Annotated in this window: 13 protein-coding genes; 8 read left to right on the top strand and 5 right to left on the bottom strand. The window is 76.3% G+C overall.

Annotated features, from left to right (window positions below; translation table 11 throughout):
* Positions 1-67: 67 nt before the first annotated feature.
* Genes BJP25_RS15365 through BJP25_RS15340 form a run of 6 tightly spaced genes read left to right on the top strand, consistent with a single transcriptional unit; the run spans position 68 to position 11,330 of the window.
* A complete protein-coding gene (locus BJP25_RS15365; protein ID WP_075975603.1) occupies positions 68-5,065 on the top strand; it encodes a type I polyketide synthase in 4,998 nt (1,665 codons plus the stop codon).
* Positions 5,062-6,474, top strand: coding sequence for a hypothetical protein (locus BJP25_RS15360; protein ID WP_075975602.1), 1,413 nt, complete (start codon positions 5,062-5,064; stop codon positions 6,472-6,474). The genes BJP25_RS15365 and BJP25_RS15360 overlap by 4 nt, the downstream gene beginning before the upstream one ends.
* Positions 6,474-7,931 (top strand): acyl-CoA reductase, encoded by a 1,458-nt coding sequence (locus tag BJP25_RS15355; protein WP_075975601.1) that lies wholly within the window; start codon positions 6,474-6,476, stop codon positions 7,929-7,931. The genes BJP25_RS15360 and BJP25_RS15355 overlap by 1 nt, the downstream gene beginning before the upstream one ends.
* Positions 7,928-8,935: a ketoacyl-ACP synthase III family protein gene (locus BJP25_RS15350; RefSeq protein WP_084794037.1), complete on the top strand. Its 1,008-nt coding sequence runs from the start codon at positions 7,928-7,930 to the stop codon at positions 8,933-8,935. The genes BJP25_RS15355 and BJP25_RS15350 overlap by 4 nt, the downstream gene beginning before the upstream one ends.
* Complete coding sequence (locus BJP25_RS15345) at positions 8,932-10,113, top strand: cytochrome P450 (protein ID WP_075975600.1); 1,182 nt, start codon at positions 8,932-8,934, stop codon at positions 10,111-10,113. Before BJP25_RS15350 ends, BJP25_RS15345 begins: the two co-directional genes overlap by 4 nt.
* Positions 10,110-11,330, top strand: coding sequence for an MFS transporter (locus BJP25_RS15340; protein ID WP_075975599.1), 1,221 nt, complete (start codon positions 10,110-10,112; stop codon positions 11,328-11,330). Before BJP25_RS15345 ends, BJP25_RS15340 begins: the two co-directional genes overlap by 4 nt.
* Here BJP25_RS15340 and BJP25_RS15335 read toward each other — a convergent pair.
* Positions 11,269-12,576, bottom strand: a complete 1,308-nt coding sequence (locus tag BJP25_RS15335) for an MFS transporter (protein ID WP_143219097.1) — start codon at positions 12,574-12,576, stop codon at positions 11,269-11,271. The genes BJP25_RS15340 and BJP25_RS15335 overlap by 62 nt on opposite strands.
* A 107-nt stretch (positions 12,577-12,683) precedes the next feature.
* On the opposite strand from BJP25_RS15335, the gene BJP25_RS15330 reads away from it, so the two are divergent.
* Complete coding sequence (locus BJP25_RS15330) at positions 12,684-13,130, top strand: hypothetical protein (RefSeq protein WP_075975597.1); 447 nt, start codon at positions 12,684-12,686, stop codon at positions 13,128-13,130.
* A gap of 91 nt (positions 13,131-13,221) precedes the next feature.
* Here BJP25_RS15330 and BJP25_RS15325 read toward each other — a convergent pair whose 3' ends face one another.
* The gene (locus tag BJP25_RS15325; protein ID WP_198943506.1) at positions 13,222-14,133 is read right to left on the bottom strand and encodes an oxygenase MpaB family protein; all 912 of its coding nucleotides are present in this window, start codon (positions 14,131-14,133) and stop codon (positions 13,222-13,224) included.
* Between the two features lie 115 nt (positions 14,134-14,248).
* Here BJP25_RS15325 and BJP25_RS15320 point away from each other — a divergent pair, with 115 nt between their 5' ends.
* Positions 14,249-14,818 (top strand): TetR/AcrR family transcriptional regulator, encoded by a 570-nt coding sequence (locus tag BJP25_RS15320; RefSeq protein ID WP_084794035.1) that lies wholly within the window; start codon positions 14,249-14,251, stop codon positions 14,816-14,818.
* On the opposite strand, the gene BJP25_RS15315 is transcribed toward BJP25_RS15320, so the two are convergent.
* From BJP25_RS15315 to BJP25_RS15305, 3 genes are all read right to left on the bottom strand, one after another.
* Positions 14,759-16,054, bottom strand: a complete 1,296-nt coding sequence (locus BJP25_RS15315; RefSeq protein WP_084794034.1) for an FAD-dependent oxidoreductase — start codon at positions 16,052-16,054, stop codon at positions 14,759-14,761. The genes BJP25_RS15320 and BJP25_RS15315 overlap by 60 nt on opposite strands.
* 160 nt (positions 16,055-16,214) lie before the next feature.
* Positions 16,215-18,983 carry a tetratricopeptide repeat protein gene (locus BJP25_RS15310; protein WP_075975594.1) on the bottom strand — a complete coding sequence of 923 codons (2,769 nt, stop codon included), beginning with the start codon at positions 18,981-18,983 and terminating at the stop codon, positions 16,215-16,217.
* Positions 18,980-20,752, bottom strand: coding sequence for an HSP90 family protein (locus tag BJP25_RS15305; RefSeq protein WP_075975593.1), 1,773 nt, complete (start codon positions 20,750-20,752; stop codon positions 18,980-18,982). The genes BJP25_RS15310 and BJP25_RS15305 overlap by 4 nt, the downstream gene beginning before the upstream one ends.
* Positions 20,753-20,888: the final 136 nt, after the last annotated feature.

Genomic DNA, 20,888 nt, shown 5'->3' with positions numbered 1-20,888 from the left:
AGCAGAACGGAGCCCCTGTGGCGCACGCGCGCACCCTCCCCGCCCCCTCCACCCGGCGAGCGGCCCGATGAGCCCCGACGCGATCGCGGTGGTGGGCATCGGCTGCCGCTACGCGGGTGGCGCCACCTCCGCCGACGCCCTCTGGCGGCTGGTGCGCGCGGGCGCCACCACCACGACCACCGTCCCCGAGGACCGCTGGCGCCCCACCGCCGCGCTCTCCCGCGAGCACGCCGCCGCCCTGGCCCGGGTCCCGGCGCTGGGCTCCTTCCTCGACGACGTGGCCGGGTTCGATGCCGCCTTCTTCGGCATCTCCACCAGTGAGGCCGACCAGCTCGACCCGCAGCAGCGGGTGGCGCTGGAGGTGTGCTGGGAGGCCCTGGAGGACGCGGGCATCGCCCCGACCGCCCTCGCGGGCTCCGACACCGGGGTGTTCCTGGGGGTCGGCACCGACGACTACGGGCGCAGGCTGCTGGAGGACCTGCCGCACGTGCGCCCGTGGACGGGCATCGGCGCGTCTCTGTGCGGGGTGCCCAACCGCGTCTCGCACGCGCTCGACCTGCGCGGGCCCAGCGTCGCGGTGGACACCGCGTGCTCGTCCTCGCTGGTGGCCGTGCACTCGGCCGCCGCGGCGCTGCGGGCGGGGGAGTGCCGGGTGGCGCTGGCAGGCGGGGTCATGCTGATGAACGGCCCCCACCTCACCGCCGTGCTCGCCGAGGCGGGCGCGCTCGGCCCGGACGGGCGCAGCACCCCCTTCGACGCCGCCGCCGACGGCTACGGCCGGGGCGAGGGCTGCGGCGTGGTCGTCCTCAAGCGGCTGGCCGACGCCCGCGCGGACGGCGACGAGGTGCTGGCCGTGCTGCGCGGCAGCGCCGTGCGCCAGGACGGCCGCACCGACGGCATCATGGCCCCCAACTCCGCCGCGCAGGCCGACCTGGTGCGGGCCGCGTGCGCGGCGGCGGGCGTCGACCCCACCACCGTGGGCTACGTGGAGGCGCACGGCACCGGCACCGCGGCGGGCGACCCGGTGGAGGGCGCGGCGCTCTGCGCCGCCTACGCCCGCCCGGCCGACCTGCCCGTGTGCCGCGTCGGCGCGGTGAAGGCGACGATCGGGCACACGGAGGCAGCCGCCGGGGTCGCGGGCGTCATCGCCGCCATCCAGGTGCTGCGGCACCGCTGGGTCCCCGCGGTGGCGGGCCTGGTGTCGCTGCGCGCCGACGTGCCGTGGGCGGAGTCCGGTGTGCGGCCGAGCACCGAGGGCGCCGAGTGGCCCGACCCCGGGCACCCCCGGCGCGCGGGGGTCGCCAGCTACGGCTACGGCGGCACCATCGCGCACGTGGTCCTGGAGGAAGCGGACCCGATCGTCAAGTCTAGTGAGGACGGTCTGGTCGAGCCCGCGCACTTCCCCCTCTCGGCCGCCTCACCCGCCGCACTGACCGCCGCTGCCGCGAACCTCGCGGACGACCTCGTCGAGCCCGGCGCGCCGTCGCTGGCGGACGTGGCGACGACGCTGGTGCGCGGTCGAGCGGCCCTGCGGCACCGGGCCGTGGTGACGGCCGCCGACCGCGACGAGCTGGTCGAGGGCCTGCGGGCTGTCGCAGGCGGCTCGGGGACGACGGGCACGGCGCGCGCGGGCGGCGCCGTCTGGGTGTTCTCCGGCCACGGCGCGCAGTGGGTCGGCATGGGCCGCGGCCTGCTCGGCGCCGACCCGGACTTCACCGCCGTCGTCGACCGCCTCGGCCCCGTCTACCGCGAGGAACTGGGCGTCACCCCGCGCGAGGTCATCGAGGCGGACGACCTCGGCGGCGTCGACCGCGTCCAGGCGGCGCTCGTCGCGGTCCAGTTGGGTCTCGCCGCGTCGTGGCGGGCCCGCGGCCTCGAACCCGCCGCGGTCATCGGGCACTCGGTCGGGGAGATCGCCGCCGCCGTCACCGCGGGGGCGCTGGACGAGGAGTCCGCCGCGCGCCTGATCTGCCGCCGCTCGGCGCTGCTGCCCCGGGTGGCGGGGCGCGGGGCGATGGTGCTGGTGGACCTGCCCTTCGACGAGTGCGCGGCACAGCTCCGCGACACCCCCGGCGCGTCGGCGGCGATCGCGGCCTCGCCGCACTCCACCGTGGTCGCGGGCGACGTGGACGCCGTCGTCCGGGCGGGTGCGGCGTTCGAGCGCGACGGCCGCACGGTCCGCCGCGTCGACTCCGACGTCGCCTTCCACACCGAGCACATGACCCCGCTCGCCGCCGACCTCGCGCACGCCGTGGCGGACCTGCGCCCCCGGCCACCGCGGATCCCCCTCTACGCCACGGCGTTCCCCGACCCGCGCGGTGACCACCGGCACGACGCCGCCTACTGGGCGGCGAACCTGCGCAACCCGGTCCGCTTCGCCGAGGCGGTGGCGGCGGCCCTGGAGGACGGGCACCGCACTTTCCTGGAGGTCTCCGCGCACCCGGTCGTCGCGCACTCCATCACCGAGGCGCTGGCCGCGCAGGGCGTCGACGACGGGGTGGTCATCCCGAGCCTGCGGCGCGGCAAGCCCGAGCGCGCCGTGCTGGCGCACGCGGTCGCGGCCCTGCACTGCCGCGGCGTCGAGGTCGACCTGCGCACCCCGCCGGGCCGCCGCGTCCGGCTGCCGGGGGTCGTCTGGCAGCACCGCGAGCACTGGGTGGAGCACCCGCCCGCGTTCCCGCCCGGCCCGCCCAACACCCTGCTGGGCGCGGGGGTCGACGTGCACGGGGTCGCCGCCCGGGTGTGGACGACGACCGTGCACGTGCGCACCCGCCCGTACCCCGGGCGCCACCCCGTCCTCGGCACCGAGATCGTCCCCGCGGCGGTGACGCTGCTGACCTACCTGTGCGCCTCGGGCGGCGAGGCGCTGTCCGACGTGCGCCTGCTGCGCCCGGTCGCGGTGCCCGACGACGAGGACCCCGCCCGCGAGGTGCAGGTGGTGCGCGAGGCGGGGTCCCTGCGCATCGCCTCCCGCCTGCCGGAGGGGGAGTGGTCCGTGCACTCCTCCGCCCGCCCCGGCACGCCGGTGGACCTGCCGGAGGTCGACGTCTCCGCCGCGTCGGAACCGCTGGACGCCGGCGCGGTGGTCGACCGGCTGGCCCACCTCGGGGTGGCCGCCATGGGCTTCCCGTGGCGGGTCGACAAGCTGACCGGCGGCCCGGACCTGCTGGTGGCCGAGGTCGCCGCCGACCCCGACGGCGCGCTGCGCCACCCCGGGTGGGCCTCGCTGCTCGACGCGGCGCTGTCCACGGCGTCGGTGGTCTTCGGCGGCGACCCGGTGCTGCGCATGCCCGCCGCCCTCGACGACCTGGTGGTCGCCGCCGACGCGCCGGACCGCGCCGTCGTCGTCGCCCGCCGGGTCGCGGAGTCCACTGTGGATGTCAACGTGCTCGGGGAGGACGGCACCCCGCTGCTGCGCCTGTCCGGCCTGCGCTACGCCGAACCGGACGGCACCCGCACCGCCCGCCCCGAACTCCCCGAGACCGCGTTCGTCGTCCAGTGGCAGCCCGTCCCCGACGACGGCCCGCCCGCGCCGCTGACCCTGCTCGGTGCACCGGGGTTGGCCGAGGCCCTGGGCTCGGAACCCGGCGCCGACAACGTGCTCGTCGCCGCGCCGCCCGACCCGAGGGACGCCGTGCCCGCCCTGATCGACGTCCTGCGCGGCGCCGAGGGCAAGCGGGTCTGGGCCGTCACCACCGGCGTCCACGCGGGCACGGCCACCCCCGGGTCCGCCGCGATCGCGGGCCTGGGCCGGGTGCTCGCCACCGAACACCCGGAGAGCTTCGGCGGCGTCCTGGACCTGCCCGACCAAACCCCGGACCCGGCCGTCACCGCCCGCCTGCGCGCGCGCCTGTCCCACCCCGGCGCCGAACCCGTCACCGCCGTGACTGCGGACGCGGCGCTGTGTCCCCGGGCCGTGCCACTGGGCCGCACCGCGCAGACCCCTTCCTGCCGCCCCGACGGCACATACCTGATCACCGGTGGGATGGGCGCGCTCGGCCTCCAGGTGGCCGCCCACCTCGCGGCCCGGGGCGCGCGCAGGTTGGTGCTCCTCGGCCGCACCCCGCTGCCCCGGGCGAACCCGTTCCAGGAGCGGGAGGGCGACGACCCGAGGGTCGCGGCCGTGCGCGCCATCGAGGCCGCGGGCGCCACCGTCTTCACCGCCGCCGTCGACATCACCGACGCCGACGCCGTGCGGGCCGCGCTCGCCGCCCTGCCCGTGCCGCCGGTGCGCGGGGTCGTCCACGCCGCCGGGCAGGTGCGCAGCGGACCCGCCGCCGACCTCACCGCCGCCGACCTCGACGTCGTGCTGGGCGCCAAGGTCGACGGCGCGCACGTGCTCGACGCGCTGTTCCCGGTGGGCACCCTGGACTTCCTGGTGCTGTTCTCCTCGGCGGGCCCGCTGCTGGGCCTGCCCGGCCAGGCCGCCTACGCCGCGGCGAACGGGTGCCTGGACGGGCTCGCCGCCCGGCGCAGGCACCAGGGCGACACCGGGTGCGTGTCGATCGCGTGGACGTCCTGGCGCGGGCTGGGCATGGCGACCGCCGCCGCGGCCACCGACGTCGAACTGGACGCCCGCGGCAGCGCCGACCTCACCGCGGAGCGCGCGCTGGCCGCCCTCGACCGGGTGCTGGCCCGGCGCCACGACCTCGGCGGCGGGCCGGTCGCGGTGCTGCCGGTGCGCACCGACCACGCCGGGGCGCGGCCGCCGCTGCTCGCCGCCCTCGCCGTCGACACCGCGGGCACGGGTGACGACACGCCCTCCTGGGCCGGGCTCACCGGGCCCGCCCTGGTGGCGGAGCTGACCGCGCGCGTCCGCGAGTGCGCAGGCGCCGTCCTGGGCACCGACCCCGCCGCGGTCGACGCCGGGGCCGGGCTGGCCGAGCAGGGCGTGGACTCGCTGCTGGGCGCGGTGCTGCGGGTGCGGCTGGAACGGCTGGTCGGCACCGCGCTGGCGCCGACCCTGCTGTGGAACCACCCCTCCGCCGCCGCGATCGCCCAGCACCTCGCTACCACCATCCCCGCGCACCCCGCGGACCACGAGCAGGGAGGACCCGCCCAGTGACACCGCGCACGACGACGGCAGGAACCACGACAGCAGGAACCACGACGGCGAGCGACGCCCGGTCGTTTGCCGACGACCCGCTGACCTGGGCGGGCGGGGACTACCGCGCCCTGCACCGGCTCGGCAGCACCGAGCTGGCCGAGCTGCAACTGGCCGCGCTGCGCGAGCGGTTCGCGGACCTGCGCGAGCGGGTCGAGGTGCTGGGCGCCACCGTGGCCGACACCGGCGTGGCGGAGCTGCACGAGCTCGACGACGTCGTCCCGCTGCTGTTCTCCCCGCAGGTCTACAAGTCCTACCCGTCGGTCCTGCTGCGGCGGAAGCGCTTCGACGTGCTCACCGCCTGGCTGGGCAGGCTCACCACCGTCGACGTCTCCGGCGCCGACACCGCGGCGGGCAGCGTCGACGACTGGCTGGCCTCCCTCGACGAGCACACCGACCTGCGCGTGCAGCACTCGTCGGTGACCTCGGGGACGATGTCGTTCGTCCCGCACACCCACGCCGAGGTCGACGCGATGTTCGCCGTCGTGGGCGCCAGGGTGCGCGGCGGCGGGGACCCGGTGCCCGTGGTGTGGCCGATGATCCGGCACGGCCGCAGCGGCATCATGCGCTGCGCCGACGCCCTCGCCGCGCACGTCGCGGGCGGCGAGCACAACGTGCACGCCATGCACCCGGGGCGGATGAGCGCCGACGTGATGCTGCTCGCCGGGCAGCTCGCCGCCGCCAGGGCCCGGGGCGAGGCCGTCGAGGCCGACCCGGACCTGCTGGCCAGGCGCGCGGAGTTCGAGCGGCTGCGCCGCGAGTCCGAGGCGGCCATGCCCGCCTTCGCCGAACGCCTCGCCGACACCCTCGCGGGCGAGCGCGTCTACCTGATGAACACCTGGAACACCCTGCACCAGCTCGCCACCGCGGGCCTGGACGCGGGCCGCACCGGGGTCTTCGCCGCCGACTCGCTCGTCGAACCGGGCGGGGGCACCAAGGGCGCGCACATGCCCGACGACTGGCAGGACCGGGTGCGCCGGTTCACCGGCGCCGACCGCCTCCAGCACATCTACGCCATGACCGAGACGACCGCGCTGCACCCCATGTGCCCCTCGGGCCGCTACCACCTGGAGCCGTGGACGATCGCCTTCGTCCTCGACCCGGCCACCGACCGGCCGCTGCCGCGCACCGGCACGCGCACCGGGCGCGGGGCGTTCGTCGACCTGCTGGCCAGGACGCACTGGGGCGGGTTCCGCTCCGAGGACCGGATCACCGTCGCCTTCGACCCGTGCGACTGCGGCCGGGCGACCCCGCAGGTGCACGACGGCATCCGCAGGCTGGCCGACCTCCCGGACGGCGACAAGATCAACTGCGCGGCCACCGACAGCGCCCACCGGGCCGCGCTCGACCACCTCACCGGGGAGGGCTGATGGTGCTGACCGTGCCCGCCGTCGTGCGCGGCGAACTCGTCGACGGCCCGCTGCTGGAGTTCGGCGGCCGGGGCGCCAAGCCCTTCGCCGCGCCGGACCCGGCCGCGGTCGTCCCCCGCCTCGCCGCGCGGGACCTCGACCTCGCCCGCGCCCTCAACGCGCTCGACCTCGACGAGGTGCTGGACTACCTGGCCGAGCTGGGGCAGCGCCTGGACCCGGACAGCAACCCCCACCTGGCCGAGGCCGTCGCGGAGTCCGAGGGGCTGGCCGACGTGCCCCCGCAGCTCGTCCGCTCCAACTACCGCCTGCTCGCCGCGCTGTTCACCCGGGCGGCCACCGAGGAGGTCGTGGCCGCCGTCGGCCGCGACCACCTGACCGGTTGGCCCGCCCGGCGCACCGCGGACGGGCGGGTCGGCGCCGTGCACGCCTTCGGCGTCCGCTCGGTGCACGTGATCGCGGGCAACAGCCCCCTCATCGCGGCGATGACCCTGGTGCGCACCGCCATCACCCGCGGCGAGGCGGTGGTGAAGACCCCGTCCAACGACCCGCTGACGATGGTCGCGCTCGCCCGCACCATGGCCGAGGTGGCACCCGACCACCCGCTCACCCGGGCGCTGTCGGTCGCCTACTGGAAGGGCGGCGACACCGGGGTCGAGCGGCGCCTCTACCACCCCGGCGCGTTCGACAAGATCGTCGCCTGGGGCGGGATGGCCTCGGTGCGCCACGTCGTCGGGTACCTGGCACCCGGGCTGGAGCTGGTCACCTTCGACCCCAAGCAGAGCGCCACGATCCTGGGCCCCGAGGCGTTCCACCCGGACGCCGTCGACGACGTCGCCCGGCGCCTGGCGCTGGACGTGGGCGCGTTCAACCAGGTCGGCTGCGTCAACGCCCGGGTCGTCTACGCCGCCTGCGGCACCGGCCCCGCCGGGGTCGCCGCCGCCGAGGACCTGGCCCGCCGCGTGCACGCCCACCTCGCCCTGCTCCCGCCCGAGGTGTCCACGCCCGCGCCGCTGGACCCCGAACTGCGCGCGAAGCTGCGGGCGGTGCGCACCAGCGGCTTCCACACCGTCGTCGGCGGCACCGGCGACGAGGGCGCCGTGGTGGTCTCCCAGCTCGACGAGCCGGTCGACTTCGCGGTGTCGCTGGCGGGCCGGGTGGCCAACGTCGTCCCGGTCGACTCCGCCGCCGACGCCGCCCGCCACCTCGACGCCGCCACCCAGACCGTCGGGGTCTACCCGGCGTCGCTGCGCCGCGAGCTGCGCGAGGTGCTGCCGCTGGTCGGCGTGCAGCGCACCGTCGAGCTCGGCTGCGCCGTCAGCGTGCACCAGGCCCTGCCGCAGGACGGGTTCGAGCCCGTCCGCCGGATGGTGCGCTGGGCCACCGACGAGCACCTGCCCGAGGGCGCCGACCCGCTCGACGTCGTCTTCCCCCCGCACCGGCAGGGGGTCACGGCGTGATCTCCGTGCGCGCGGTGGCCACCTGGCTGCCCGAGACCCGCGAGAGCCTGGCCGACGCCCTGGCCGACGGCCGCCTCACCGAGGCCGACGCCGAGCGCTCCGGCTACACCCGCGTCCCGGTCGCGGGCCCCGACCTGCCCGGCCCGGTCCTCGCCGTCAACGCCGCCCGCCGCGCGCTCGCGGCCTCCGGCGTCGCCCCCGACCAGGTCGGCCTGCTCCTGCACGCCTGGACCACCTACCAGGGCCACGACCTGTGGTCGCCCCCGCACTACGTGGCCGACCAGGTCGGGGCGGGCGCGGCGCTGCCGATCGGCGTCCGGCAGCTGTCCAACGGCGGGGCCGCGGCCACCGAGCTGGCCGTGGCGTGGCTGCGCGCCAACCCCGGCTCCGCCGCGGTGGTCACCACCGGCGACCGGTTCTGCCTGCCCGGCTTCGACCGCTGGCGCTCCGACCGCGGCCTGGTGCACGCCGACGCGGGCACCGCCATGGTCCTCACCGCCACCCAGCGCGCGGGCGACGCCCTGGTGCTGCGCGGTCTCGCCAGCGCCTCGGCGCCCGAGCTGGAGGGCATGCACCGCGGCGACGACCCGTTCAGCACCGCCCGCCACGAGCAGGGCGCGCCCATCGACCTCGCACGCACCAAGAAGGCCTTCTTCGCGGAGCACTCCCGCGAGGCCTTCACCGGCACGGCCACCGCCACCGCCAAGCGGGTCGTGGTCACCGCCGCCGAGCGCGCGGGCGTCGCCCTCGACGACCCGACCCTGCGGTACCTGCTCCTGCCGCGCATCGGCAGGCTCACCTTCGAGCTGTACCGCCCGGTGTTCGCGGAGGTGACCACCGCCGAGGTGCTCGACCTCGGGGACGGCACGGGCCACCTCGGCGCGGGCGACCTGCTCGCCAACCTGGCCGACCTCACGGCCCTGCTCACCCCCGGGGAGAAGGCCGTCGTGTTCAACGGCGGCGGTGGCTACACCTGGACCGCCGCACTGGTGGAGCGCCCATGACCACGCAGATGTCCACAGTGGAGCGCCTGGTGGCGCGGTTCGACCACCACGACCCGGGGTTCACCCCCGACACCGCCGTCGCGGTGCACCGGGGGCTGCGCGAGCGCGGCGAGCCCGTGCACAGCGAGGCCCACGGCGGGTTCTGGGTCCTGGCCCGCTACCGGCACGTCTTCGCCGCGCTGAAGGACCACGGCCGGTTCTCCTCGGCCTCCGGGGTGTTCTTCCCGCGCGCCGCGGACCAGCCCCGGTTCGCCCCGCTGGAGTACGACCCGCCCGAGCACACCGCCTTCCGCTCGCTCATGCGCCCGGCGCTGGCCGCCGCCGCGGTGCGCGCGGTCGAACCGCGCATCGACGAGCTGGCCGCCGAGGTGGTGCGCCCGCTGGTGCGCCGCGGCTCGGCCGACCTGGTGGCCGAGCTGACCACCACCCTGCCGCTGGCCGTGCTCGCCACCACCATCGGCTTCTCCGCCGCCGCCCGCGGCGCCATCCTCGATCTCACCCGCACCACGTGGGCGAGCATGGCCTCCGGCGGGCAGTTCTGGCCGCAGTTCGCCGCGCTGCTCGACGCCGAGATCGCCCGCGCCCGCGGCCCGCACGACGGCTCCTACCTCGCGGAGCTGGTGCGCACCCGGGTCGACGGCGCCCCGGTCCCGGACGAGCAGCTGCGCGTCATGCTCGTCGCCTTCGCCATCGCGGGCCACGAGACCACCATGAACACCACCGGCCACCTGCTCTGGCGGCTGGCGGGCGACCCGGAGCTGGCCGCCCGCGTCCTGCCCGACGCCCGCCACCGCCTCGCCGCCGTCGACGAGACCCTGCGCCTGGACGCCCCCGTCGACCACGGCAGCCGGGTCACCACCGAGGACGTGGTCGTCGGCACCACCACCCTCCCGCGCGGCTCGCGCGTCCTGCTCGCCGTCGGCGCGGCCAACCGCGACCCCGACGAGTTCACCGCGCCCGAGGAGTTCCGCCTCGACCGCGGCGCCGCCCGCCACCTGTCGCTGGGGCAGGGCATCCACTACTGCCTGGGCGCCCAGCTCGGCCGCAGGCAGATCACCGCCGTGCTCGCCGAGCTGGCCGCCGCGCCGCCGATGCGCCTCGACGGCCCCGTCGAGCGGCACTACGCCAACGGCCGCCACCTCAACCTCGCCGCCCTGCCCGTGCGGTTCGGCCGATGACGACCCCCGCCACCGGCCGCGACGCGGCGTGGGCCGTGGCGCTGTGCACGGCCGGGCTGGTCTTCGACGGCTACGACCTGGTCGTCTACGGCACCCTGGTGCCGCTGTTCCTGCGCTCGCCCGGCGAGCTCGGCCAGCTCACCCCGCAGACCGCCGGGCTGCTGGGCAGCTGCGCGCTCGTCGGGGTGCTCGTCGGCGCGCTGGCGGCGGGCGCGGTCGCGGACCGGTGGGGCAGGCGGCCCGTCCTGCTCACCGGCTACGCCTGGTTCTCGGTCGGCATGGCCGCCACCGCGCTCACCTCGTCGGTGCCCGCCTTCGGGGCGTGGCGGCTGATCACCGGGATCGGCATCGGCGCGGTCGTGGCCACCACCGGCACCCTGGTGTCCGAGCTGGCCCCACCGGGCCGCGCGCAGCTGGCCACCACGGCCACCTACTGCGGCATCCCGCTGGGCAGCGTGCTGGGCACCCTCGCCGCGCTGTGGCTGCTCGACGACCTCACCTGGCGCGGGCTGTTCTGGCTCGGCGCGCTGCCGCTGGTGACGCTGCTGCCGCTGGCGGCGTGGAAGCTGCGCGAATCGCCGTCCTGGCGCGCGGACCGGGGGAGCAGGCCGGGCTTCGCCGGGCTGTTCACCGGACCCGCGCGCGTCCCCGCCGTGGTGCTGGGGTTCGTCAGCGGCATCGGGCTGCTGCTGGTCTTCGCGCTCGGCACGTGGCTGCCGGAGCTGATGGGGCGCGCGGGTTTCGGCACGAGCGCGTCGCTGGTGCTGCTGCTCGTGCTCAACGGCGGCGCGATCGCGGGGGCGTTGCTGGCCGCGCCGCTGTCCGAGCGCTTCGGCCCCCGGCGGGTGGTCGCGTGCTGCTTCGCCCTGGGCGCGCTGGGGTTGCTCGCCCTGGGCACCGCACCGCCCGCCGCCGCGGTGGTCGTGCTGGTGGCGGTGGTCGGGCTGGGCACCACCGGCACGCAGATCCTGGTCATCGGCCTGGCCGCGGCGGCGTTCCCGACCGCCGTGCGCGGGGCCGGGGTGGCCTGGTGCACCGGGTTCGGCCGCGTCGGCGGGATCCTCGGGCCGCTGGTGGTCGGCTTCCTCGTCGCGGACGGGCCGTTCCTCGTGCTGGCGGGCCTGGCGTGCGCGGGGGCGGGGCTGGCCCTGCTCGTCAGGGGCGCGGCCGGTCCAGCTCGGCGAACGCCGTCTCCCGCGCCAGCAGCGCGGCCGTGATCGTCAGCACCGCCAACCCGCCGTAGTAGGCCAGCACCCACCACGGCCGCCCGTCCCCGAGCAGCACCAGCGCCGCGGCGATCAGCGGGGTGAGCCCGCCCGCGATCACCGACCCCACCTGGTAGCCCAGCGACACCCCGCTGTAGCGCAGGTGCAGCGGGAACAGCTCGGAGAACCACGCGGGCTGCCCGGCGGCCATCGCGTCGAAGAACAGGCTCGTCGCCAGCACCACCGACGCCACGATGAGCACCGTGGACCCGGTGTCGACGGCGAGGAAGAACAGCGCGAGCGCCCCGACCGCGCCCACCGCCCCGAACAGGTACGGCCGCTTGCGCCCGAACCGGTCCGTCAGCCGCCCCCACAGCAGGGTCGTGGGGATCGACAGCGCGGACGACACCACCACCGCGATCAACCCGGCGTCGCTGTCCGCGCCGAGGTTGTTCGCGATGTAGGTCAGGCCGTAGGTGGTGAGCAGGACGTAGAGCCCGATCTGCGACAGCCGCAGCCCGGTGGTGAGCAGCACCGGCCCCGGCGCCGCCCGCAGCACGTCCAGCACCGGCAACCGGGCCACCTCCCCCCGGCTGCGCAACCGCTGGAACTCCGGCGCGTCGTGCAGCCGCAACCGCACGGCCAACCCCACGCCGACGAGCACCACGCTGAGCAGGAACGGGATCCGCCACGCCCACGCCAGGAACGCCTCGTTGCCCGCGCTCACCCGCACGAGCCAGAACACCCCCGTCGCCAGCAGCATCCCCGCGGGCGACCCGATCTGCGTGAACGCCCCGAACCACCCCCGCCGCCCGTGCGGCGCGTGCTCCACGGTGAGGATCGCGGCCCCACCCCACTCCGCCCCCACGGCGATCCCCTGCAACGTCCGCAGCACCACCAGCAGCACGGGCGCCAGCACCCCGATCGACCCGTAGGTCGGCAGCACCCCGATGAGCGTGGTCGCCCCGCCCATGAGCAGCAGCGCCCCCACCAGCACGCTCTTGCGCCCCACCCGGTCCCCCAGGTGCCCGGCCACCACCGCGCCCAGCGGCCGCGCCCCGAACCCCGCCGCGAACGCGGCGAACGCCGCCAACGTCCCGGTCGCCGGGTCGACCGAGGGGAAGAACAAGCGGCTGAACACCAGCGCCGACGCCGTGGCGTAGAGGTAGAAGTCGTACCACTCGATCGTCGTCCCGATCGCGCTGGCCACCGCCACCCGCCGCGGGATCGGGCCCTGCACACCCGGGGAAACCGACATTGCGGACATAACTCATTCAACCACGCGGGGTGATCACCCGGAGTTCGGGGACAAAACGGACACCTCGTTCGTTCTCCAGGAGAACGCCGATCAACGAGAGGACACCAATGGGCTTCTTCGACTCCCTGCGGGACAAGGCCACCCAGTTCATCGAGGACAACACCGCCACCCTCGGGGCCGGTGCCGACCAGGCGGCCTCGGCGGCCGACACCGCCACCACCAAGGCCGGCGACTTCGCGGGCCAGGCGGGAGAGCAGGTGTCCGCGTTCGGGGACGCCGCCACGGCCCAGGCGGGCGATGTCGCGGCCCAGGCCGGTGATCTCACCGGCCAAGCGGGCGAGCAGGCAGTGGCTTTCACCGATGCCGCCACGGCGCAGGCCGGTGACTTCGCGGGCCAGGCGGGTGAGCAGGCATCGGCCTTCGCCGACACCGCCACCACCCAGGCTTCCGCTGCTGCCGAGCAGGGCCAGGGCTTCCTCTCCCAAGCCCAGGACGCCATCGCTGACCCCGGCTCCGCGGCCCAGTCCGTGTTCGGCCGCTTCTTCGGCAACTAGGTCTTCAGGCAACTAGGACTTCAGGGAATCTGCCACGGCCGCGTGGTGCTTCGTGGCGGATCCCCGAAGGGGGATTGTCCATAGGGGAGGGTCAGCCGCGGCGTTCCGCGTGGACCGGGCAGTAGTGTCGGGGGTCGGTGTGGTCCCGGGGGAGGTGGCGGGTGGGGGTGTGGATGAGGGGGGTGTCGGCGGGGAGGCGGCCGGAGGCGCGGTCCAGGCCGTCCCGGGCGCGGGGGTGTTTGCGGGCTCGTTCGGGGACGAGTGCGAAGGCCCAGTGGATCGCGGTGCCCAGGGCTCGGTGGAGGCGTTCGTCGCGGGGGGTCCATCGGTAACCGAGGAGGTCGCGGACGGGTTGGTCGTACATGCCGACGGTGAGCCAGACGAAGCCCTTGGCGATGGCGGGGCGGACGAGGCGCCAGAGGGGTGCGGGCAGGCCGGGGGGCGCGTCGAGGGTGGTGAGGTCGAGGACCTCGCGGGTGGCGCGGTTGTCCTCCAGGACGGTGCGGCAAGTGGTGTCCCAGTAGACCTGGAAGTCCTCCCAGGTGTCGGGGACGTGCCGCGTGCTGACGCCGTAGCGGGCGTACCACTGCTTGTGCTCGTCGAAGAGGGCGCGCACCTCGGCGTCGGAGATGCCGCCGCAGAAGTGCTTGGCGGTGAGCAGGGTGCCGTAGAAGAAGGTGGCGTGCGCCCAGTAGAAGACGTCCGGGTCGAGGGCGTGGTAGCGCCTGCCCCGGGAGTCCACGCCCTTGATGTCGCGGTGGTAGTCGCGGACCTCGCGGCCGGTCTCCTCGGCGCGGTCGCCGTCGAAGACCACCCCGCCGATGGGGTAGAGGGAGCGGAACAGCCGCGCCCAGCGCTCGGAGAAGAACTCCGAGTGCTGCTCCACCGCCGCCCCGAGCTTGGGGTGCATGTTCTGCATCGACCCGGCCCACAGCCCCTGGAGCAGGCCGCGCCAGTCCCCGAAGTACTTCCAGGTCACCGATCCCGGTCCCGGACCACCCACCGCGCCCTCCCCGCCCACGCTGACAACAGGTGTTGTCAGGCTAGGGGCTGACAACGACCGTTGTCAACGAGTGTCCCTCGGGTACCCGGTGTCCGCGCGTGGGAGGATGGCGGCGATGGGATCGACGCTGGCCGACCGCCGAGCCGCCCGGCGCGCCGCGCTGCTGGCGGCGGGTGTCGCGATCCTCGGCGACCCCACCCGCCCCGGTGTCTCGGTGCGCGCGGTCTGCCGGGCCACCGGCCTCACCGAGCGCTACTTCTACGAGAGCTTCACCGACCGCGACGAGTTCGTCCGCGCCGTCTACGACCATGTGGGGCAGCGCGCGCACGAGGCGCTGGTCACCGCCACCGCCGGTGCTCACCAGGCCGACCTGCCCCGCGCGGCGGTGGAGGCCTTCGTGGACCTGGTCGTGGACGAGCCCGCGGTGGGCCGGGTGCTGCTGCTCGCGCCCGCGGCCGAGCCCGTGCTCAGCGCCCGCGGCCAGCAGCTCGTCCCGGCCTTCGTGACCCTCGTGCACGACCACCTGGCCACCGCCGACCCCGACGAGCGGCAGATGACCGCCCTGGGCGTCGTCGGCGCCCTCACCGCGCTGTTCGCCGCCCACCTCGACGGCACCCTCGCGGTCTCACGCGAGCGGCTGGTCGAGCACTGCACCGCGCTGGTGGCCTCGGCGGACCGGCCGTAGCGCCCGCCAGAGCAGCCCGGGGCCCGGTCGGTCCACCAGGTGCGCCACCCGGGAGAAGTCGCGGAAGAGCCCGGGGTCGCCCGGCAGCCGTTCGTCCACCCGCGCCAGCACCCGCACCAGCGCCCTCGACCGCCACGGCGTCGGGAACGGGTCCCACACCCGGTCGGCCCCGGTCGCCAGCGCCCACGCCTGCCCCACCGCCCCGGCGATCCGCCGTTGCAGCTCGACCTCCGCCACCCCCTCGGCCAGCCCGTCGCGCAGCACCGCGGCCTGCACGGCGGCGACGGTCATTCCTTGCGCGTGCACGGGGTTCAGCGCGCACACCGCGTCGCCCAGGCACAGCAACCCGGCGGGCCACCGCGGCATCCTGTGCAGCAGCGTCCACCGGCTGTGCAGCCGCGCCATCCGGTGCACGGTCCCCACCGGCTCCCCGCTGCCGATCACGTCGGCGAACTCCGGTGCCCGCAGGCCGCGCGCGTAGTTGAGGAACCCCGACTCCGTGGTCGGCGCCACCTGCCCGTCCGCGCCCACCAGCGTCACCAACCGCGTGCCCGACTCGGTCGTCACCACCAACCCGCCCCGCCGCACCCCGGGCGCGCGCGGGAACTCGGCCACTGCGGTCCAGTCGCGGGTGGACCCCGCGCTGAACTCCCGCGTGGTGTAGACGGTCCCCGCGTCCACCACCAGCGCCTTCGGCGGCTCGAACCCCCCGTACCGCAACCACGTCCCGACCCGGCTGTGCCGCCCGGTGGCGACGACCACCAGGTCCGCGTCCACCACCCGCGGCCCCCGCACCCCGCACACCCGGTCACCCCGCCACAGCAGGTCCTCCGCGGTGAACCCGCCCCGCGTGGTGACCCGGGGGTCGGCCAGCACCCGCCGCCGCAGCAACCGCTCCAGCACCGGGCGGGTGACCGTCCGGATGGGCAACCCCACCGGCACCCGGGGCGCCCAGCCCGCGGGCACCCGGTACCGCACGACCTCCCCGAAGTCGGCCTCCGGAGCCCCCACCGCCGTCAACTCGTCCCCCAGGCCGGGGAACAGCGCCTCCAGTTCGCGCAGCCCCCGGGCGAGCAGCGCGTGGGGGTGCTGGGCCTGCGGCACCCCCCGCCGCTGCAACGACTCCGCGGTCACCTCGTCCTGCTCCAGCACGACGACGTCGGCGCCGTGCTCGGCGAGGACCCGCGCCGCGCACAGCCCGCCGAAGCCCCCGCCCACCACCACCGCACGCGTCATCCCCGCAGCGTGGCACCCCTGGTCCCACCGCGTGTGACCCCGGCCACAACACCACTCGATCGGCCGAGGTCGGCACCGCCTCGACCGGGAACACCGCCCCGGCGACCGGGTGACCCGCCACCGCGCCCGGCCGCTGTGGACGGCCGAGCGGGGCGGCGGGTCACAGCGAGGCGAGCAGCTCGCGCAGCTCCTCCCTGGTCTCCTCGTCCTCGTCGTCCACCAGCTCCAGGGCCCGCTCCACCGCCGCGCGGGCCTCCGCCGTGCGCCCGAGCTGCCCGGCCAGCCGCCCGTGCAGCGCGTGCGCCGGGGCCGCGAACTGCGCCGCCTCCAGCTCCTCGAACCGCGCCGCGGCCGCGGCGGCGCGCACCACCGCCTCCTCGAACCGGTCCACCGCCGCGAACAACCGCGCCGCGGCGTGGTCCAGGAACCCCCGCTGCGCCCGCGCCCACGGCTGCTCGTCCTCGTCGAGCACCGGCGCCAGGGCGTCGGCCTCGGCCAGCGTGCGCAGGGCGGTGTCCCCGTCGCCCGCCCAGTGCGCGGACATGGCCGCGTGCCGCAGGTTCTCCAGCTGCTTGGCGGGCAGCTGCGCGCGGCCGTAGGCCGCGGCGGCCTCGGCGTAGACCCGAGCGGCCTCGGCGTCCTGGTCGAGCCGGTCGAGCACGTCGGCGGTGTCCGCGAGGACCTGCCCCAGCGGCGCGTCCTCCTGCGTGCCCGCGTAGTGGTCGCGGACCTCCGCGAACAGCTCCAGCGCCTGCCCGGTCGCGCCGAGCGCGCTGTGCGAGGTGGCCAGCACGTACCGGGCCTGCGCGACCTCCTCCGGGTCGGTGAGGAACGGCAGCGCCTCGTCGGCGGCGTCGGCGGCCTCCTCCGGGCGCTCCAGTTCCGAGTGCAGGAACGCCAGGCGCAGCGACAGCTCGGCCGCCGCGGCGATGTCGCCCGCCCTGGTGTGCTGGGCCACGGCCTCGGCGTAGTGCTCGACCGCCTCCTCCGGGCGCCCCAGGTCGCCCGCGACGTGCCCGCGCAGCGTGAACGCCTCCGCCAGCACCTCCGGCACCTCGGACGCGCACGCCTCGGCGAACAGGGCCCCGGCGCGCTCGAAGTCCTCCGCGCGCGCGGCGGCGCGCCCGACCAGCAGCGCCGCCTGGTGGCGGACCTGCCCCGGCTCGGCCACCAGCTCCAGCACCGCGGCCGCGTGCTCGGCCGCCTCGTCGACCTCGCCCAGCGCGAGCAGCTGCCGGGACAGGTCGGAGGTCGCCTCGCCGAGCAGCGCGGGCTCGTCGCCCGCCTGCTCGATCGCGGCGCGGGTGCTGGCCACCGACTCCTCGTGCCGCCCGGCCAGCCACAGCCCCTGGCTCAGCCGCAGCTGCGCGCCGACGCGCGGCCGGGCACCCGCCCCGCCCGCCGCGGCCAGCGCTGACTCCAGCTCGGCCACGCCCTCGTCGGTGCGGCCCGCGGCGCACAGCGCGGTGCCCACCCAGCCGCGCACGCCCAGCGCCCGCTCCGGCTCGCCCAGCTCGTCGTAGCGCTCGACGGCCTCCTGCCAGCGGGCCAGCGCCTCGTCCAGGTCCTCGCGCTCCCACGCCTCCACGCCCCGGCGCGCGGTGCGGTGCGCCAGGCGCAGGCCCTCGGGCTCGGGGCAGACCTCGTCGAAGCGCGCCCACACCGCCTCGACCCCGCCTGCCGCGCTGACCGCGCCGACGGCGCTGTTCTCGCCGTTCCCGCTGTTCTCGCTGTTCTCGCCGTCGAGCGCCAAGGCCAGCAGCTCGTCGGGGTCGTCGGGCAGCGCGGGCGCCTGCTCGGCCCGCGCGGGCATCCCCGCCTCGGCCGCCTCGATCCGGCGGGCGGTGCCGGTCAGCGGCAGGTGCTCGACCAGCTGGTCGGCCGCCAGCACGGCGCGCACCTGGTCGCCCTGGGCGGTGGTGCCGTTGCGGGCGTCGAACCGGGCGGCCAGCGCCAGCGCCCGCTCCCGCAGCTCGGTGGCGAGCTCGGCGGCCGGGACCTCCACCGCGTCGCGGGTCAGCGTCACCTCGTGCCCGGCCTCGACCACCGTGCGCAGGGCCAGCGCCGCGGCGGCGCTGAAGGCCATCTCCGCCATGGGCGAGCCGGGTTCGTCCAACCAGGACAGGTGGCGCTGCACCAGCTCCAGCGCCCTGGCCGGGTTGCCGGTGCGGGCGCAGAACTCGACGTGGTCGGCGATGGTGTCCAGCTCGGACCGGTCGGCCTGCAGCAGCCGGTAGGCCCTGCGGTGGGCGTCGGCGGCGTCCTGCGCCCTGCCGACCCGCACGTAGGGCTCCAGCAGCGCGGTCAGGATCGCCGCGGGCTGCTCCACGCACGACAGCTCACCGGTGAGCACCGGGTCGGCCACCGCCACGGCCTCCTCGTGGCGCCCGCGGGCGGTCAGGTAGGCGACCTTGCGGGTGGGCTCGCAGCCGACGCAGTCGGCCATCTCCCCGCGCGGGGTCGCGCACCACAGCCGGTACTGCTCGTCCGCGGTGGCCCGGTCGCCCACGTGGTCGGCGATGCGCGTGCGGTACATGTGCACCGGGTTCATCGTGTGCCCCGCCGCCCGGTAGCGGCGCTCCATGTCCTCCAGCACCGCCATCGTCCGGTCCAGCGGCACCTCGGGGTGGCGCAGCAGCGAGCCGGTCACGTTCTTGAACAGCCACAGCAGGTGGTCCTCCAGGCGCGGGTCGCCCTCGCCCCGGTCGTGCGCGGCCACCGCCCAGGCGAACGGCACGAACGCCTTGGCCGGTTCGGCGCCCTTGATGTAGGCGGTGACGGCGACCAGCCGCGCGCCGTAGGCGACGTGCCCGTCGTGCGCGGCGTCGGCGTCGCGGATCAGCGCTTCGACGGCCGCCACCTGGGCCCGCCCGTGCGGCATCGACCACACCGCGTCGAGGCGGTCGGCCAGGTCCTGCGGTGCGGTCATCGGTCGGAGTCCTCCCCGGGGACGGCCCGCTCCAGCAGGCCGAGGAACGAGCGGTTGAGCAGTGCGGCGTCGGCGGGCCGGATCGGGTGGTGGCCCAGCAGCAGCGCCTGGCCGTAGAGGGCCTCCACGGCCAGCGCCACCGCGGCCGGGTCGCCCAGCGCGCACACCCGGCGCACCAGCGGGCTGCGGTGGTTGAGCACCAGCTGCGGGCGGTCGTCGGTGGGCTTGTCGAACGCGGAGAGCACACCCGCCCACAGCTCGTCGGCGCGCTCGCGGGTGGCGCGCAGCTCGGCGCGGAAGGCGGCGTCGCGGTCGACCAGGAACAGCACCGGGGTGCTCGGCGGGTCGAACGCGCGCAGCACCACCTCGCAGCCCAGGCCGTCCACCGCGCGCTGGGCGGTGCCGAGGAACCCGCGCAGCCCCAGCTCGACCTCGGGGTCCACCGCGTCGAACCGGGTGGCCAGGTCGGTGGGGCTCAGCCGGGTGACCGCGGTGGTCGGGTCGAGGTCGGCCAGCCGCTCGATCAGCTCGGTGTCGTAGGTGTAGCCGCCGTTGATCACCGCGAGGCCCTGGGCGGCGGCCACCCCGGCCAGCTGCCGGAACTCGTCGGCGGTGGCGGTGTAGCGCAGCTCGCCGTGCCGGGCGCGGAACTCCGCGGTGGTCATCCGGCCGGTGTTGGTCTCCACCGGCCACCACTGGTCGACCAGCCGGAGCATGTCGTCGTCGTGCAGCGCCAGGGCCTTGACGCCCAGGTGGTGCACGCCGAGGAACTTGGTGAGCCTGCGCGGGTCGGTGCGCTCCAGGTTCACCAGCCAGCCGCGCAGCTGCTCGCCGATGGCCTCCCGGGTGCGGTCGAGCAGGTCGTCGGCGTAGAGGCCCTCGCGGCTGGCGGTCGGCCGCAGCTCACCGGAGTCGACCACGACCCTGGCGAAGAACGCCCAGTCCGGCACCAGGTCCGCCACGCCCTCCGACAGCAGCATCCGCTTGAGGTGCACCCGGTTGCCGCCCCGGTCGGCGGGGTTGGCCGGGAACGGCAGCACGAACGCCACCCCGGTCAGCGCGGCCTCGGGCACGTCCAGGTCCACCACGTCGAACGGGGTGGTGCCCAGGACGTCCTGGGCGTAGCCCACCAGGTCCGCCCGCCGCTGACCCGCCGGGCGCTCGTCGCGGGCCCAGGGCAGCCCGCCCCCGGTCACCGCCGCGCCGTTGACGGTGACCTCGAACGGCAGCATCGACCCGTACAGCGCCGCCAGCTCCGCCACCGTCGTGGGGTCGAACCACTGCTCGGCGCCCGCCCGCGCGGCCAGGGTGACCGTGGTGCCGGTCTCGGCGCGCTCGGCCGGGCCGATGCCGTAGGTGCCGTCGGACCGCCCGGTCCACGCCACCGCGGGCCGCCCCTCGGCGCGGGTCACCACCCGCACCTCGTCGGCCACCAGGAACGCCGAGAGCAGCCCGATGCCGAACTGGCCGAGGAACTCGTGCCGGGCGAACCCCAGCTCGTCGCGCTTGGAGCTGCGCCCGATCGTGGCCAGGAACTCGTGCACCTGCTCCTCGGTGAGCCCGATCCCGGTGTCCTCGACGACGAGGCCGCGCCCGTCGGCCACCATCGAGATCCGCCGGGGCGCGCAGGCGTCCCCCCGCGCGGTGACCGCGTCCACGGCGTTCTGCATCAGCTCCCGCACGTACACGCGCGGGCTGGAGTAGAGGTGGTGGCTCAGCAGGTCGACCACACCCCGCAGGTCCACCTGGAACGTCCGCTGCCCGCTCACGACTCCCCCTGGCCATCCCTCCGCCGGGCGCGGCCGGTCCGCCGCCCCCGGTCCAGACCCGGACCGGGCCTGTGCCGGTCATTCTGCCGGTGCCCACCGACATTCCGGTGCTCCGCCCGGGGTTCCCCCGACCGGG

Origin of the sequence: Actinokineospora bangkokensis, from assembly GCF_001940455.1 — a bacterium.
Classification (GTDB): Bacteria; Actinomycetota; Actinomycetes; order Mycobacteriales; family Pseudonocardiaceae; genus Actinokineospora; species Actinokineospora bangkokensis.
Note: the sequence above shows the minus strand (reverse complement) of the source record. Positions and strands in the feature narration are given on the sequence as shown.